Source organism: Marinoscillum sp., from assembly GCF_040222955.1.
Lineage (GTDB): Bacteria > Bacteroidota > Bacteroidia > Cytophagales > Cyclobacteriaceae > Marinoscillum.
The window spans coordinates 40,464-59,066 of sequence record NZ_JAVKCA010000002.1 but is presented as its reverse complement, the minus strand read 5'-3'; the positions used below and the strand labels follow the sequence as shown (position 1 = coordinate 59,066).

Below are 18,603 nucleotides of genomic sequence, written 5' to 3'. Positions count from 1 at the left end.
TTGATTGGTGTTCCGCTTGCAAATTACGATCATTTATGGTTTAAATAGTCCTTTGAGGGATTTTGAACGATTGTACCCCCAGTTTTGGACGCTGACTACCCGTGCCTTTAATAGGTTTAGGGTCTAAAAATTTTTGGCAACCAACTTCATATGATGAACAACTACCTGAGACTCGGGAAGCAATATTTTTTAATTTTAGCAGGCATATTACTATACTATCCATCCATTGCGCAAGACACTACAGTCACTACCATCTCTGCTGATGGCCCCGGTGATACTTATAGTTTGCTGGAGGGTGCATTGGGCGGCTCGCCGCTGGAAGTTCCGGATTGTGACCATGAGGAGATTTTCAAACACATAGAAGAACTGTATGACGAGGAGTTGGATCGAAATGTGTTTAAATTTTACATCCACAAAGACCTGGATACCGACCGGTGCGAAACCAATGTGGACCGCCAAAGAAATGAAATCAAAGCGTATGACCCCTCACCGAATTACCTGAAGGCGATTCAACGTGAGGTGGTCACTTATGAGTGGTTTTTTAAGATTGATGAATTTTTTCAGCCGTCTGCCAACTTCACGCATCTCTTCCAGCTAAAAGCTGTGGGCGGCAATGATGCAGCGAATCCGCTGCTGACCATCACGCCCCGCAAAGCAGACCCGGAGCAGCTTCAGCTCATTCATGGCCGGGGGAATAATAGTTACACTACCATCACACAAGCGGAGCTTTCCCTGATCAAGGGACAATGGGTACAGGCGTATTGTAAGGTGGAGTATGCAGACAATACAGGCACCCTGGATGTCAGTCTGAAACTGCTGGATGGCACGGAGGTACTGAGCTACACCAGCAACGAAATAGACATGTGGAGAACAGGATCTTCGTTTGTGCGGCCCAAGTGGGGTATCTATCGCAGTTTAAATGATATCAACTCGCTACGGGATGAGGAGGTCCTTTTTGCGGATTTCAAAGTAACCGAAATTGGTGCCTGCCCAGTATGGTATGAGGATGCTGATGGTGATGGCATGGGAGATCCCAACTCCTTTGTTTTTGCCTGCGAGCGGCCGGATGGTTATGTGCAGAACAGTGCAGATACCTGCCTGGACTGGTTTGAGGATGCGGACGGAGACGGGCTGGGCAATCCTGAAGTGAGCCAGTATGGGTGTGAGCAGCCAGCAGGATATGTGGACAACGCGGAGGATACCGATGATACCAAAAATGCCCTTGTTTTGAATGCATCCTCCGGGGGAGACCTATCGATCTATCCCAATCCCGCGACAGATGTGCTAAAAATAAAGCATGCAAAAAGACAGGGAGAAGATTACCGCGTGCTGGACATGGGAGGGCAGGTAGTCAGGGCTGGTCGGGGTTCTGAGGTTTCCATTAAGTCCTTGAGGCCAGGTATTTACTTTCTCCAGACAGCCGGGGGTAGCGTTTTAAGATTTATCAAAGAATAAGAGGGATAGCGTATGTTGAAAAGAACCAGTATTCTTATTTTAGGTATTTGGGTATGTTCTCAGCACTCCGGACAGGCACAGGACCTACCAGATCTTTTGTCTGATGAGGCTATATCTAAAGCGAATTATCTACCTGATTTTTCCTATGCCGGATATCACTTTGGTGAAGATCCCATTCCAGCTTCAGCCAGTGGGAAGGTACTTCATGCCACCGATTTTGGGGTAATCCCCAACGACGGGAAGGACGACAGTAAGGCGCTTCAGCGGGCGCTCAGTGCTGCGCACGAGGTGGTCGGACCGGTGACATTGCAGCTTCCTCCCGGACGTCTCATTTTGAGTGAGGTACTTTATATTGAGCGGAGCCATCTGGTGTTGAGGGGAAGTGGGAGTGGAGCGAGTGGCACCACCATTTATTGTCCCCGCCCCATGAGTTATTTCCCTGACCCTCCCGCACTCTCGGAGCTTCGCGAATACCTGGTGGAGCTGGATAAACGACAGAGAGAGCCGGAAAATAACATTGATCTGCCATTTTCACAGTATGCCTGGGCAGGAGGGGTGATCTGGACCCGTCAGCCCGGAGTGAGGACCAAGGCCTATCTGGATAAGTATGATGTTGACCCTGTGGTGCTTTGTAAAGTGCTGACAGGGGAGCGCGGAACTCATCAGGTGACAGTGTCTTCCTCTGAAAACTTAAAGGTCGGACAGGTGATCCAGATAGAATGGTACAATACCGAAGGGCAGGGGGGCTCGCTCATCAGGGCTTTGTATGGCGAACGCCCATTGAAAATAGGTTCGCACCACTGGAACTACCCCACGCACCCGCTGGTGCAGCAGCGCGCGCTTATCACCCGGGTGTCTGGAAATAATGTGACCATCAAGGATCCATTGCTCATGGACATCAGGGAAGCCTGGGCTCCGGCCATGGTGGAGTGGGCGCATCTGGAGGAAGTGGGTATCGAACACATCCGAATTGTTTTTCCAATGGCACCCAATATTGCCCACCATATAGAGGAGGGGTATAACGCCATCTACCTCACCCGGCTTTTCAATGGCTGGGTGACGGATGTGAAGATTGAGAACGCGGACAGCGGGATATTGACGGAAGAAATCGCCAATGTGACGGTCAGTGACATTGAAACCTCCGGGGAGAAAATAGCTCATTACTCTGTGGCCATGAGTGGAGTGCACAACGTGCTGGTGCAACGGTTGAGGGTTCGCAATGAAGTCCGGCATCCGCTGAGCTTCAATACTTTTTCTACCAGGAGTGTCTATACCGACTGTCAGGTGGAGGTGGCTCCCCTTCTTGATCAGCATGCCGGGGCCAATCATCAGAATTTGTTTGACAACATCCGGGTGAATGTGTCCTTGAATGGAGCCGATCAGTACCCCCTTTTTGCAGGTGGGGGAGCTGGTTACTGGAAGCCCGCGCACGGGGCGTACACCACTTTTTGGAACATCGGGGTGACCTTCGGGGATGGGTTTGATACAGCTGATGTGGTGACCTTAAATGGCATGACAGACGGACCGATGGCCCGTTTGATGGGAATATATGCCAACAGAAAAATCGAGGTAGTTTATGGGCCTGATGCCTATATTGAGCGGGTAAATTCGCAGATTAGTGATGTCCGGTCTCTTTATCAGTATCAGCTGGACAGCAGGATTAGATGAGCACAATAATATGGAGAATATTCCGTAAGTTTTACTTGTAGGTGTACCCCAAAGATGATGAGTGTAAAGTTGAAAAATACTTTAATTGAGTGTAGGAGCGCTTTTTGCGTGATGTTCCTGCTATTGGCGGGCTGGGTTAGCCATGGTCAGGAGCATCACAGGTTCAGACACCTTTCTACCGCCGATGGACTTTCGCAGGGCTCCGTGATTTCCATAGCTCAGGATCAAAAGGGTTTATTGTGGTTTGCTACCCGGGATGGCCTGAACACCTATAATGGCAATCAATTCACAGTTTTCAGAAATGACCCTAAAGATTCCACCTCCATCAGCAACAACGACGTACTGGAAATCCTCACCGATCGGCATGGAGACCTATGGATCGGTACGTACAATGGACTGAACCGATACAGTTACAGTGAGGGCCGTTTTTACCGCTTTTACAATGATAAGAATGACCCCACCTCGCTGGCAAATAACAGTGTGTGGGCCATTCATGAGATGGACAATGGAGAGATCTGGGTGGGTACCGGTGGAGGGTTGACTATCTACAAAGATGGCAAGTCTTTCAGGGTACAGCATGATCCGGAAGATGAAAATAGCCTTTCCGGTAATTATGTAGTGGAAATTTTTCAGGACAGTCGGGGGGAGGTTTGGATAGGTACCTCGAAAGGTTTGAACCGGGTATCCCGGCGAACGGGAAACAAAATATCCTTTGATCGCTACCTTGCTGATCCCGGTAATCCGGGTTCCCTCAGCGATAATTTCGTTCAGAGTATTGCTGAAGGTCCGGATGGTAAACTTTGGTTTGGCACTAGGGGTGGGCTGAATCTGCTGGCGGAAAAGGACAGATTTGTGGCCTTCCACCACGATCCCGAAGCGCCTGCTGCCATTAGCAATGATGATGTGAGGTCTTTGACATTCGACCAGGACAAGAACCTATGGATAGGTACTTACCGCGGCCTCAATAAAATGAGCACTCCGGGTGTTTTTTCATCCATCCTCAATGACCCGAATGATGCTCAAAGCCTGAGTAAGAATACGATCAAATCCACCTTTATTGATAAAAAAGGCTCTTTATGGGTAGGGGTGTACTATGGCGGGATCAACATGCTGGATGAGACCAACAGCAACTTCCGAAACTACCAGCAGCTACCAGCAGGCAACGGACTGAGCTATGATGTAGTAAGCTCTATTGTCGAAGATCAGTCCGGAAAAATATTCATTGGAACAGAAGGTGGAGGGATAAATTTCCTCCATCCTAAAACCGGCAAGATCAGTCACCTGAAGGCCAACGGCAAACCCAATGGGCTCTCCAGCAATAACATCAAGGCGTTGTACCTGGAGTCCGGGAAGAACCTGTGGATAGGCACCCTGAATACGGGGATTGATATTTTCGATACTGAGTCCGGTGCGTTCAAGGCCCATTTTGACAAAGAGTTGGGCATCAGTCACAATAGTGTCTATGCGATTCTGAAGGAAAATGACTCCCTTTTTTGGGTGGGAACTTTTGGAGGTGGCCTGCACCTGCTCAATATTCACTCCAACACCTCTGACAATATCCTGTATGATCCGGGGGATGCCACAAGCCTCAGCGATAATCAGGTGCGGCTACTTTGTAAGGATGCTGATAACAACCTGTGGGTAGGGACGCAGTACGGACTCAACAAACTATCTGCTCAGCGCATTGAGGATCGGGAATACACCTTTGAGCGCTTTTTTTACAACGAACAGAAAAAGTCCGGCGAAGATGTGCTGGTGATTTTCGAAGACCACCTCCGCCGCATTTGGGTTGGCACTTATGAGTCGGGGCTGAGCCGCTATGAACCCCACCGCAATGAGTTCATTTCATTCCCCATATTTGATTCGTCTGATGGCAACAGTAATGTGATTCATGGCATTCTGGAGGATAGCGAAAATTACCTTTGGGTGAGTTCCAATCAGGGCATTAGCAAGGTGAATCCGGAGGATGGAAGCACCCTCACTTTTGATGAGTCTGACGGTCTGGTTTCTAATGAATTTAACAACAATGCCTGCTTCAAGAGCCGGTCGGGGATGATGTACTTTGGTGGACCGCAGGGCCTCTCTGCATTTTTCCCCGATCAGATCAGGACCAACAGATACGCACCGTCCACGGTGATCACAGATCTCAAAGTATTTAACCAGAGTGTAAAAGTAGGAGCGGCTGATGGTATTTTGAAAAAGGCCATCATGGAGACGCGTCAGATTATACTGGATCATGATCAGGCGATTTTCTCCCTTGATTTCGCCATACCCAATTTCATCAATCCGGATAAAAACCTCTATGCCTACCGCCTGGCCGGACTGGAAGAAAACTGGAACATCACCCATAAGAATACGGCCACCTACACCATTCAGCGACCTGGTACCTATGTTTTCGAGGTAAAAGGTGCCAATAATGATGGCATCTGGAGTGAAGACATCACTTCCATGAAGATCGTGGTGAATCCTGCACCCTGGAGAACCTGGTGGGCTTTCCTGATCTACTTCATCATTGTGGTAGTGGCTCTGTATGCCCTGAGTAACATCATGCTGTCGCGCTCCCGGCTCCGTCACCAGCTGGAGCTGGAACATTTGGAAAATGAGCGTCAGAAGTCTGTGAACCAGATGAAGCTTCGGTTTTTCACCAACATATCACATGAGTTCAGGACACCGCTTACCCTGATATTGGGACCATTGGAGCAGATTCTTCAGGATTACAAAGGCAGCAATAAGGTATACAAGCAGCTCAGGGTGATGGAGAAGAACTCTGTAAGATTACTGAAGCTGGTCAATCAACTGCTGGATTTCAGAAAGTTTGAAAACAAGCACGAAAAGCTACATGCCGCTGAAGGGAATATGGTGAAGTTCATCGAGGAGATTGTGCTGTCATTCAGACAGTATGCCAAGATTCATCAGATCAACTATGAGTTTGACAAAGGCTCGGAGGAGATCAGAACGTGGTATGATCGGGACAAAATGGAGCGTGTTTTTTATAACCTCATCTCCAATGCCTTTAAATACACCAATGAAGAGGGCAGCATCCATGTGAAGGTTTGGCAGGAAGACCAACGCTTCTTTTTCAGGATTGCTGATACGGGTATTGGGATGGAGCGTGAGCACCTCGATCGCATTTTTGATCGGTTTTATGAGGTGGAGCACACGGAGGCCAGCCCTAAGCATCAGCATCAGAAAGGTACTGGTATAGGATTGGCCATTGCCAAAGGGGTGGTAGAAATGCATGGGGGCATTATCGAAGTGGAAAGTGAAAAAGGGCAGGGCACTGCGTTTACGGTGAGTATGCCGCTGGGTAAGGATCACCTGCAGGAAGACCAGATCATCAAAGACTTTAAAGACAGTGAGGATGTTTCCACTTATGTGAAAATCAGTGCAGTGGAAGCTGAGCTGATGGAGTCAGAAGAACCCCACATCGAGGAGGTTACCCATGTGATGGATGAAGATAAAATGCCCTGCATACTCATCGTGGAGGACAACCCTTCTGTGCGCCGATTCATTGTGGAGGTGTTCAGGGGTGAGTACCGCATAGAGGAGGCAGAAAATGGCATGGAAGGCTTCAAAAAAGCGGTGCAAATCGTTCCGGATCTCATTATTAGTGATGTGATGATGCCCAAAATGGACGGGATTGAGTTTTGCTTTCAGGCCAAATCCAACCTGAAAACCAGCCACATTCCCTTCATGCTGCTGACCGCCCGTACTTCGCTTATTTTTAAGTTTGAAGGATTAGAGTCTGGTGCGGATGAGTACCTCAATAAGCCCTTCAATGTGAAGGAGCTCAAGCTGAAGACCCGAAACCTGATCAATACTTACAGCAGGCTGCGGGAGAAGTTTGCCAGTGAGTCCATCGTGAAACCTAGTGAAATCACCGTTTCGTCCCTGGATGAAAAGCTACTGAAACGTGCGCTGGAGATTGTGGATGAAAACATTTCGAATGAGTTTTTTAATATTCAACTATTCAGTACCGAACTGGGGGTGAGCCGCACCATGCTCTTCACCAAAGTAAAAGCCTGGACCAACCTCACTCCGAACGAATTCATTCATTCGATGCGCATGAAGCGCGCCGCCCAGATCCTGGAGCAAAACAAAGTCTCCGTAGCAGAGGTGAGCTACCACGTCGGATTTTCCAATCCCAAGTACTTCAGCAAGTGCTTTCAGAAATACCACTCGGCCACTCCTACAGAATATGCAGGAAAATTCTCCGTGGCAGAGGTGGATGAGGGCTAAATCGTCGTTTTCAGGAGCTGAAATCACTTTTTAGGACTTCTTTATACCTACTTCTGGATTTTTGTGACCTGCCAAACCCCTAAGATTGACCTTGAATTAACAAACGAAAATTTTGTGAAACATCGAATCAGTTTTCTTGAGGTGGCCCTAAGTCTTTTGATCGCTTTTATGGTGCTCCTGATGATATACCTAGTCTAAACCAAAAAATGTATGAGAATGATTTTTACTTTGAACAAATACTATAAGACCCTGCTGTCTGTAGTATTGATGAGTGTGACATCCTGGGCGATTGCTCAGGAGCGGACAGTGAATGGTACGGTGACTTCCGCCGAGGATGGTACCGGTTTGCCAGGCGTGTCAGTACTAATAGAAGGTACTCAGAGTGGTACCATTACTGATATAGAAGGCAACTATAGCCTGACCGTACCAGGCGATAATGCGTCATTGATTTTTAGCTTCATCGGATTTGAGCAGCAAAAAATCAATGTAGCCGGGCGAAGTAGCGTGAGCGTGTCCATGGCTGTGGACCTGATGTCTTTGGATGAGGTGGTAGTAGTAGGATACGGTGCCGTGAAGAAGAGTGACCTTACAGGTTCTGTCTCATCCGTTAAAGCCGCTGAAATCAATGCTTTCCCGGCATTGTCTGCGGTGCAGACATTGCAGGGACGTGCCGCCGGGGTACAGATATCTTCCAACAACGGAGGCCAGCCAGGCACCAACTATAGCATTAGGGTGCGGGGAGTTAGTTCTATCAACTCTTCCAGTGAGCCTATTCGCGTTGTAGATGGTTTTGTGGGTGCAGAGATGCCGCCACCACAGGACATTGAGTCTATAGAAATATTGAAAGATGCTTCTGCTACGGCTATTTATGGTTCCAGAGGTTCCAATGGGGTAATACTCATCACGACCAAAAAAGGAAGCAGCGGCCAGATCAAAGTCGATTTCAACAGCTCTTATTCTTTTCAAAACACTACCAACAAGCTGGAACTTTTGGACGGACCGGAGTTTGCTTCTTACATCCAGAATTTTTCGCCCAATTACGAGTATTTGGGATCAAACACCGACTGGCAGGATGAAATCTATCGCCAGGGAATGATCGCCAACAATCAGCTTTCTGTGAGCGGCGGTACGGATAATGTCCGATACTACCTGTCTGGTACCTACTTCGATCAGGATGGAGTGGTCATCGGCTCGGAGTACAACAGGTATTCACTCAACGCCAACATGGATGTGAAGGCCAATGAGTTCCTGAAGTTCGGGTTGAACCTTTATGGTCGCCGTAGCCAGGATGAAGGCATTCGTACCCAGGAGGGTAGTGGTGGTTCAGGTCAGGCCGGCGTAGTGGGTGCAGCGATGCGCTTCAATCCTGATTTGGGGATTTACAATGAAGATGGCTCATATACAGTGGCTCAGGTGGGTGATCAGATCGACAACCCTTATGCCATGGCTACTGAGTATGACCGTGAGCGTATCACAGACAGGTTTCAGTCCAATACTTTTGCGGAGCTGGATATCACGGAGTGGTTGTCATTCAAGACCACCCTGGGGATAGGGGTGACCAACTGGCGTGATGGCGAGTTTTGGCCTACCACTTTGATTCGAGGAGCTGGGTCAGATGGCCTTGCCTCTGTTGATGCTCAGAAACAAACTTCATTCCTGAGTGAAAACTATTTTACCATTCACAAAGATTTTGGACAGCACCGCATTCTTTGGGTGAATGGTTATTCTTACCAGAAAAACAGCACCGAGTCATGGGGAGCTTCTTCTTCCGGTTTTATTAACAATGCCGGGCGTTTCTGGGCTTTAAATCAGGGCGCGACTCCAAGTACCCCATCGTCCGGGTATTCTCAGTCCTCTATTAAGTCTTTCTACACCCGACTGAACTACACCATCATGGATCGCTACACCTTCACCTTCACGGGCAGGAGAGACGGGGCTTCCAATTTTGCTGCAGATAAAAAGTGGGGATTTTTCCCTTCGGCAGCCTTCGCATGGGATGTGAAGGGTGAGTCATTTCTGAAATCTGTGGATGTGATAGACCAGCTGAAAATGCGGGTGAGTTATGGCTCTGTAGGAAATCAGGCCATCGGACCATACCAGTCTTTGGCTACCCTGTCTGTGCGAAATCCTCACATAGCAGGCACCAATGCCCTCGGAGTAGGATCACTTGCCAACAATGTATTGAGCTGGGAAACCACCAATCAGTTTGACCTGGGTGCGGATATTGGTCTGGTCAAAGGACGTGTGAACCTGACTGTAGACTATTACAATAAGCAAACCAAAGATTTGCTGTTCAACCGACCACTACCCAGCTACATTGGGGTGGGCTCGCAGTGGCAAAACATCGGTGTGCTGGAAAACAAAGGATTTGAATTCTCTGTGAACACCAGGAACCTGGTCGGAAAAGTCCAGTGGGAATCCAACTTCAATATTTCGGCTAATAGAAACAAAATTGTGGAGCTGGCCGACTCGGTACAGATCTACGGTGCGTCACCTGGGCACATGCTGTTGGGTAGTTCTCAACTTCTTTTGGAAGGAGAGTCCATCGGCGTTTTCTACGGATACGAGTACCAGGGGATTTATCAGAATGGGGACACCTTCCTGCCTGGTTCCGGCTTTGAGCAAGAGGCTGGTGGTGAGAAATTTGCAGATGTGAGCGAAGATGGTGAGCTGAGCAATGATGACCGTAAAATCATCGGGAACCCACATCCTGATTTCATCTGGGCGTTTGGTAATACAGTGAGTTACAAAAACTTTGACCTGAATGTATTCTTTCAGGGATCACATGGCAATGACATGCTAAGCTACACACAAATGGAATTGGAAACCCTTTCGGGAAAAGCCAATGCTTCCCGGATTGCGTTGCGAGCGTGGACTCCTGAAAACCCCAATACGGACATTCCTAAAGCCTCAAGTGGCCGAACGTACAAGGTGTCTTCCCGATGGGTATATGATGCCAGCTATGTCCGACTGAAGAACATTGCTTTGGGCTATACTTTCCCTACGGCGCTGCTCAACGGACTGCACATCAGATCATTGCGCATCTATGCCAGTGCTCAGAACCTCCTCACCATTACGGACTATCCCGGACTGGACCCTGAGGTGAACTATCAGAATAGCAGCAGAAACATTGGACTGGATTACGCCAGTTATCCCAATGTGCGCACCTATACTTTCGGTATCAACCTGGGACTATAATGAAGGCTTTAAAACATAGAATCATGAAAAGATCATATATATTATCAGCATTTTTTGCACTGGGTATGTTGTTCGCATTTTCCTGCGACGACCTGGTGGAGGAGCCTGTAGGCTTATTGTCTCCGGAAGGGTTTTTCAAGACACCTGCAGATGTACAGATAGGCCTCAATGGCGGCTATTCGGCCATGGAGCACGAAGCATTCTGGGGTAGAAAATTGTTCCTGACCCTTATCCTCAGAGGGGATATGGTGAGCATCGGGGATCAAACCACAGCGGCTCGCAGAATAGAAGTAGACAAGATGAACATGAGTTCAAATAATGGAATGGTCAGTGAGTTTTGGCCGAAAGGGTACGAAGCACTTGCCGCCATCAACTACGCACTGGAGGGAGCCAAAAGTGTGGACGCACCTGAGGAAGAGCTCAATGCAGTTGTGGCAGAGGGCCGCTTTTTGAGGGCCTTTATTCATTATCATTTCGTGCGTTTGTTTGGAGAAATTCCATATATCGATGTGGCTTTTTCAGATCCCGAATTGGCGTATTCGTTACCACAAAACCCTGTGGCTGACACCTATGCCGGCATTATTGCCGACCTGGAGTTTGCCAAAGAGTGGTTGCCGGATGCTCCGGCATTGCGTTCCAGACCGGGCAAAGGTACCGCAGCAGGTTTGCTGGCTTCAGTACATCTGACCCTGGAAAACTGGAATGACGCCTACGACGAAGCAAAATGGGTGATTGATAACAGTGGCACTTTTCAGTACGCATTGGAGGGAGAGTTTGCAGACTTGTTTGACCCATCTATCAGTGCGCCTTCCAATGAACTGCTGTTCGAGATCGATTTTTCTGGCAACGATGCGGCCGGAGCCATTGGGGGATCCAATCCTTCCACAGACTATCTGGCATCAGTCACCGGCCCACGTAAAGATGAGCGGTTTGGCATGGGCGAGGGCTGGAGTGTAGCAGTGCCTACATTGGCCGTGTATGACACCTGGGATTCCAGAGACTATAGAAAAGCCGTAAGTTTTGATACGCTGATGACCTACCTTGGAGAGGATACACCATACACTGAGTGGGGCAGTATCCCATTGAATGTGGCACGACCCCATATTGCTAAGTATTACAGGTCTCTCGGAGTATCGGGAGCACCTTCGGGTCTCAATGGTCGTGATTCTGAGATTGACCAGCCTGTGATGAGGTATGCTGAAGTATTGTTGATTGCCGCAGAGGCGTTGAATGAGAAAAACTCAGGACCAAATGCAGAAGCTGAGGGTTATGTGAACCAGGTGAGGTCCAGAGCCCGCAGAGAGTTGGATGGTGATGCAGGTAATGACCGTGCATTCCCGGCCAATATCGCTTCAGGGATGAGCCAGGCTGATTTTCGCACGGCAGTTCTGGAGGAGCGTCGCCTGGAGCTGGCTTTTGAGGGCGGCAGATGGTACGATATTCAGAGAAGAAAAATGGCTGAGACGGCATTTGGTGCAGGAGGCCTTGAGCAGCAGGCATTCAACCCTGCCCGTGATTACTACCTGCCTAAGTATCAGAACGACGTAGATAAAAACGAAAACCTTACTCAGAACCTCAACTACTAATCACGGGATGAACAGGATATTGATATTGTGCGGATTGATAGGGGTGTGGATGAGTGCTTGTAATCAGGGGGGTGCGCAGCCAGAGGAGACGGATGTGGAGAGTACCCCGGTAACAGTTAGCGATTCGGGCCTGAGTGCCCGGATCACTAACATGCTTGATTACCCGGCAATAGCCGGCAGTTTCCCCAGAAGTCTGGAGCCCAACGGCGAAATACGGGGGGTAGCCTCTCGCGACTGGACAAGTGGATTTTACCCGGGCGTGCTTTGGTACGCTTATGAGTACACGGGCAATGAGGCTTATAAAAATCTGGCTCAGGAATGGACCACACTTGTGGAAGATCAGAAAACCAATGCGGGTACCCATGACATGGGTTTCAAAATCAATTGCAGCTTCGGGAATGGCTACAGGATCACCGAAGATCCGAAATACCGGGAGGTCATGATCGAAAGTGCCAAGACCCTCAGTACCCGATTCAACCCCGTGGTGGGCTGCACCCGGTCCTGGGATTTTAATAAGGACATCTGGACTTTTCCGGTCATCATTGACAACATGATGAATTTGGAGCTACTCTTTCTGGCTACCACATTTACCGGAGATTCCACCTATTATGAGATGGCCCGGACACATGCCATTACCACCATGCGGCATCACTTCAGGGAGGATAATAGCTCATGGCACGTGGTGGACTATGATCCGCAGACAGGCGCCGTAAGAGGTAAGCAGACCCATCAGGGGTACTCCGATGAGTCCTCATGGGCGCGTGGGCAGGCCTGGGGCCTTTATGGGTATACCATGGTGTACCGTTTCACAGGGGAGGCCCGGTTTTTGGAGCAGGCTCAAAAAATCTACACCTACATTTTCAACCATCCCAATCTGCCTGAGGACCTGATTCCGTACTGGGATTATAATGATCCCACTGCAGGTAAACCCAGAGATGTATCGGCGGCCACAGTGACTGCCTCAGCACTTTATGAGCTGAGTGCTTATGCGGCTGATCCGAAGATGATTGAACAGGCTGATGCCATCCTGGAAACGCTGCAATCAGACGCTTACCTGGAGGATCGACCCAATAATATGTTTATTCTGACACACAGTACCGGGAATATGCCCAAAGATGATGAGGTGGATGTACCTCTGATCTATGCGGATTATTATTTTATGGAGGCGTTGCTCAGACAAAAAGAGTTAAAGTAAATGAAAAGACAGTTAGCAAGGCCGATAATAGGCGGGGTGTTATATTTCCTTTTGATTGGATCAGTTATTGGCCAGTCATTTTCAGATCGTCAAACCAACATCAATCTGGGGTGGTCCTACCTGGAAAATCCGGAAATGAAAGTGGATAAAGCCCGTACGATGGAAGGCTGGGCCTCCCTAGACCTGCCACATACCTGGAACAACATAGACGCCACAGACCTGGAGCCCGGCTACAGACGCAGCGCAAGCTGGTACAGGAAAGTACTGAATCTTACGCCCGAGCGTGGAAGCAGGTACTTTATCTATTTCGAAGGGGCCAATAATGTCACACATCTCTACGTCAATGGTGCCAAATCCGGTGAGCATATCGGCGGATATGTAGGTTTCGAAATCGAGATTACGGGGCAGTTGACAGATGGAAAAAACGAAGTACTCGTGCGGGTAGACAATGGTTATGACCCACAGCTGATACCATCCCATCAATCGGATTTTTTCATTTTTGGGGGCATTACGCGGGATGTGTGGCTTAAGAAAACAGCCGGATCGTACATTGGAGACATCACCATCCAAACCCCGGAAGTCAGCGCAGCATCAGGGACTACCCGGATCATTGTGGATACCGATTCCCAGGGAAGTGCTTCAGGTCTATCACTGAACCTTCAGATCAAAGACCCATCCGGAAAAGTTGTTCATAGCAAGCAGACTGATGTGCGGGCCGGACAAGCCGAAATACGTTTCACTTTGAAGAATCCTGAGCTTTGGGATGTAAAAAAACCTGCACTGTATACCACAGAGGTACAGCTGCTGCAAGGCAGGAAGGTAATTGATGCCGTATCGGAGACCTATGGCTACCGCTGGTATGAGTTTAAGGATCATGGGCCGTTCTACCTCAATGGGGAGCGGGTGATTCTACGAGGTACCCACCGCCATGAGGAGTATGCCGGATATGGTGCGGCCATGCCCAATGCGCTGCATCGCAGGGACATTGAAGACATCAAGGCCATGGGTGCCAACTTTGTTCGTCTGGGTCACTACCCCCAGGACCCGGAGGTGTATAAGGCCTGCGATGAGTTGGGTATTTTGGTCTGGGATGAGTTGCCCTGGTGTCGGGGAGGCGTAGGTGATGACGTTTGGAAGCAGAATACCAAAAGACTTTTTGAAGAAATGATTGATCAGAATTACAACCATCCGAGTGTGATCCTCTGGTCATTGGGCAATGAGATTTACTGGCTGCCTGAGTTTGAAGACGGAGACAACCCGGAGAAAATCAATGCTTTTTTGCGAGAGCTGAATGATTTGGCACATACCCTGGACCCTTATCGGAAAACAGCGGTGCGCAAGTACTATGAAGGCGCTGATATTGTGGATGTTTTCAGCCCCTCCATCTGGTCAGGGTGGTATTCAGGTACTTATAAGAACTATCAGAATGCGGTTGACAACTCCCTGAAAAAGTATCCGCATTTTGTACACATGGAATACGGTGGGTCGAGCCACATGGGTAGGCATACCGAGAGCCCGGTGACCGGAGATGGGTTGATCAATGCCAATGAATGGGAAGAGCCTATTAATCAGGTGCAGATCGTTAACATAGCCCAAAATGGAGACTGGAGCGAAAACTACATTGTAGACCTGTTTGACTGGCACCTCAGAATATCTGAAACACACCCTGATTTTGCGGGCAACGCACAATGGGCCTTCAGAGATTTTGGTACTCCGTTGCGCCCTGAGAATGACATACCCTATGTCAACCAAAAGGGATTGGTGGACAGGGCCGGAAACCCAAAAGATGCCTATTATGTCTTCAAAAGCTACTGGTCCGATGAACCTTTCGCGTATATAGAATCGCACACCTGGACGGAGCGCTCAGGGCCGGAAGATGTGACCCGAAACATCAGTGTCTTTAGCAATGCCGACAGTGTGGAGCTTTTCATCAATGGGCAGAGCCTGGGGATAAGAATACGCGATATCACGCAGTTTCCCGCCTGCGGACTCAACTGGGACGTGTTGTTTCCTGCGGGAGACAGCCAATTCAGGGCAGTGGCATACCAGGGCGGTCAATCGGTGGCAGAGGATACCCTCACAGTAAATTATACGCATCAGAAGGCCGGCACCCCGGAAGCTCTGGAGTTATCTTATAAGCTTTTAGAAAACGGAAATTACCTGATCACCGCCACGGCCGTAGACAGTGAGCAGAGAAGATGCCTGGACTATGAAGAGCGGGTTTACTTTCAGTGCCTGGCGGGAGGTGTTTTGGTAGAACATATGGGTACGCCAACGGGAAGCTCCTCTATCAAAATGGCCAATGGACACGCAGCCATTGAAGTGGTGCCAGGGAAAGCTTCAAGGGAGTTTGTGATGACCGTTCTGAATCAAAATTTTAAAGGGACCTTTCTCAAGGTGCCCATCAATGTGACCCCTTAAAGTTTGAGTTTTCATCCTCTTCATAGTTGGTGCCCCGGTATTTAGGATCGGGGCATTTTTTGTTGAAGCGGTTGTGGTGATTTCGGGCTACTTTACTTCATAGTAAATCTTCACGGGGCGCACACCCCAGATCAGGGCTTTTTGGATGTCTTCACCCATGTAGATGTCAATTTTTTTGGTCCAGCGGGGATGCATTTTGTCCTTGACGAGAAAGATTCCTTCCATTCCCTCAATTTTCACCTGCGTGTTATGCGTGAGCCCCAGCGCTATTAAATCCCTGGAAACGGCTATCACCTTCATTCCGGGTACCAGCTGATCTCCCCAGGCGGCCGTGGTGGCATCGTTGGGCTTGGTTTGAGCGATGACCGAATTATAGGCGGAAGCCTTCACTTCCAGCGTATCCCATCGGGTGGGCTGAGCCATCGCATAGGCCGATAATAGCAACCCGAAGATCAGAAATAACCAGGGGTAGGAGGTGTGGGAGGGAGTCATTAAGGTCATAGAAGTGCAAACGTACATCGTCCTTCTGAATTATATCCTAACTACCAATAATCCGATGCAAACAGTGAACATGCTCCCTATTCCAAAGAGATCAGGGTGAGCGTGTCCCAGCCGCTTAAGTCTTTGTGATGATCGGACTGTTCTATGGCGGTCAATATTTTCTGCTTGAATGCCCAGCATGTTTCCCGCCGCAGTTCCAGCAGTTCGGAGAGTTCGTTCAGCGTATAGTCAGCATCTTTTCTATTGATCAGGTAGACCATGTAAAATGCCTTTTCTATAGGAAATTTGAGTTTGTGAAAGAGCGTAAACGTAGTAGGTGACTCGTCATAATTACAGTTTTTACAACGTCTTCCAAAGGGAATTCTGCCTTCACTATACTTGTTGTAACCACATTTTTTGCATTTGAATCCGGTTTTCCATTTTAATTCTGACAGGAATTTGAAACACTCTATTTTGTCGGAAAAGATTTTCTTGAATTCCTCAAAATCTACCCCTTTCATCAGCACCCTCGCCCGGCTCACCTCATCAATGTCTGTTTGTAGTTTCTTGTTGTCCTTGCTCAGGAGTTGATTCATTTCAGAAACTTGTGCATTGAGGTCTTCCAGTCGGACATTGTTGGCTTCCAGCAACTCATTTTTTTCAGCCAGGTCTTCCAGCAGGTCTTCTATTTTTCTGGTGCGTTCAGCCACCTTTGCTTCCAGTCTGGTATTCAGTTGATCCTTCACCCGGTTGTGTTCCTGCAGTATAATGATGCGCTCCTTGTTAGCTCGCTCATTCTGCCTTCTCAATGAAACGATCTGACTGATGATGGAAAGGGAGAAAAACGAAACCTCCAGAAAAATGCCCGCATTGAACAGGTACCAGTTGATGACCAGGTTGCTGATAATGGTGATGTCGCTGGCGTACACCTGCACAAAGGATAGAAACAGGCACAGAAAAGCAATGTTACTCAGCCAGAGAAACTGATTTCTCCTAACCTGTGCGATCAAACCGGCCACAAAGGGCACTCCCAGTATTCCAAGACTCAGGATGAACCCAATGTCTGATGAGATAGGAGTGACTATTTCTTCGTAAAAAGAAATACAAAATTTGAGCCCAATGGCTGTCCACGTGAGTAGTCTGATGCGGTGGTAATCGCCCGTATTATTCAGGAATTTGCTTGAAAAAGCCAGGGTACTTATGATCAGCAGCAACTCAGCGATTCGTTGCTTGGCGAAGTAGTTGATGGCCGGAAAGGATGGCCAGAGAAACTGAAACCCCAGACCATCACGGCTGAAAGAATACCAGATGGTGGTGGCAATGAGCAGTGAAAAGTACACGTAAAGTTTATCACGAAGCTTTACCGTGAGGTAAAGGCTGAAAAACATAATGATGAAGAGAAACCCGTAATACAAGCCCAGGAAAAGGTATTCATTGAGGGCATGAAAAATAAAGGCTTCATTGGTCCTGATGTGAAATGAGAATTGAAGGGGATAGGACCGTTTGATTTTGATAAAGTACGTCTTGGTCTCTCCTGGATGTACATCCAGGAGGAACGTGAAGTTCTTGTGAAAGATAGGTCGCATGTGGAAAGGGAGATCGTAGCCCATTTTTCGCACCTGATAGTCCCCGCTATCCATGGGGATGAAGAAGCTGATTTCATCAATATCAAACCCCCAGGATTCAAAATACCAGCTTTCGTTGTGATCAGACCTCTGGTTTTGCACCACGAGTCTCAGCCAGAGGTAATCATCCAGGTGGTCAGGTACCACATCGGCTCTCAGGATGGGTTGAAAGGCTTCGGGCTTTTTGGCCAGGTCTGTGACGGAAAAGTGTTGTGTGCTATCAATTAGAAAATCCATGCGCTTCTGCACTATGTAATGGTCCTTTTCGTCGGTCAAATGGAGTTGAGTCTGTGCATGGATATTACCCCATACCATGACCATTGCCAGATAGAATGTACTTCTCATTCAGGTTGCATATTTAGGTTGGTGCATGCTGCCAGAAGCAGTGTATGCAATAAGTCAAGAGCGGCGAATCTCCGGTCGATAGTTGAAAAAATCACACGGCGCTCGGTTTGTCAAATATGCAATAAACAATCGATTGAAAACAGCTTTTTTTGAAAATTGATAATTATAACTACCTATTAATCAATTATTTGCATTAAGCGCAATAAAAATACCATCGTGCAGCTCTGAGGGGTTAAGCGCGTGAGGTGCAGAAGTGGCGTTTTTCTTACCAAAAGAGGCATTCGGTTGGGCTGATTCACCGACTCTTCGGAAAATGAAAACGTTTCCATTAATCGTAAAAAGTGATCTAACTATCTGATTGTTAGTAAAATAGGATATCGTGTGTTTTTTG

General features: G+C 48.3%; 9 protein-coding genes. 7 read left to right on the top strand and 2 right to left on the bottom strand.

Annotated elements, in window-relative coordinates; all coding sequences use genetic code 11:
* The first annotated feature begins 150 nt into the window (after positions 1-150).
* The 7 genes from RIH33_RS00290 (at position 151) to RIH33_RS00260 (ending at position 15,762) form a co-directional block, all read left to right on the top strand.
* Positions 151-1,455: a T9SS type A sorting domain-containing protein gene (locus RIH33_RS00290; protein ID WP_406651642.1), complete on the top strand. Its 1,305-nt coding sequence runs from the start codon at positions 151-153 to the stop codon at positions 1,453-1,455.
* A gap of 12 nt (positions 1,456-1,467) precedes the next feature.
* Complete coding sequence (locus RIH33_RS00285; RefSeq protein ID WP_406651641.1) at positions 1,468-3,123, top strand: hypothetical protein; 1,656 nt, start codon at positions 1,468-1,470, stop codon at positions 3,121-3,123.
* 69 nt (positions 3,124-3,192) lie between these two features.
* On the top strand, positions 3,193-7,362 hold the full coding sequence (locus RIH33_RS00280) for a two-component regulator propeller domain-containing protein (protein ID WP_406651640.1): 4,170 nt from the start codon (positions 3,193-3,195) through the stop codon (positions 7,360-7,362).
* Positions 7,363-7,572: 210 nt separating this feature from the next.
* Positions 7,573-10,560: a SusC/RagA family TonB-linked outer membrane protein gene (locus tag RIH33_RS00275; RefSeq protein ID WP_406651639.1), complete on the top strand. Its 2,988-nt coding sequence runs from the start codon at positions 7,573-7,575 to the stop codon at positions 10,558-10,560.
* Between the two features lie 23 nt (positions 10,561-10,583).
* Positions 10,584-12,146 carry a RagB/SusD family nutrient uptake outer membrane protein gene (locus RIH33_RS00270; protein ID WP_406651638.1) on the top strand — a complete coding sequence of 521 codons (1,563 nt, stop codon included), beginning with the start codon at positions 10,584-10,586 and terminating at the stop codon, positions 12,144-12,146.
* Between the two features lie 7 nt (positions 12,147-12,153).
* Positions 12,154-13,341, top strand: coding sequence for a glycoside hydrolase family 88 protein (locus RIH33_RS00265; RefSeq protein ID WP_406651637.1), 1,188 nt, complete (start codon positions 12,154-12,156; stop codon positions 13,339-13,341).
* A complete protein-coding gene (locus RIH33_RS00260) occupies positions 13,342-15,762 on the top strand; it encodes a glycoside hydrolase family 2 TIM barrel-domain containing protein (protein ID WP_406651636.1) in 2,421 nt (806 codons plus the stop codon). It abuts the gene before it with no gap.
* An 87-nt stretch (positions 15,763-15,849) separates the two neighbouring features.
* Here the strand turns inward: RIH33_RS00260 and RIH33_RS00255 are convergent, their stop codons facing one another.
* A complete protein-coding gene (locus RIH33_RS00255) occupies positions 15,850-16,281 on the bottom strand; it encodes a 3D domain-containing protein (protein WP_406651635.1) in 432 nt (143 codons plus the stop codon).
* Positions 16,282-16,340: 59 nt separating this feature from the next.
* Positions 16,341-18,212 carry a 7TM-DISM domain-containing protein gene (locus tag RIH33_RS00250; RefSeq protein ID WP_406651634.1) on the bottom strand — a complete coding sequence of 624 codons (1,872 nt, stop codon included), beginning with the start codon at positions 18,210-18,212 and terminating at the stop codon, positions 16,341-16,343.
* Positions 18,213-18,603 lie beyond the last annotated feature (391 nt).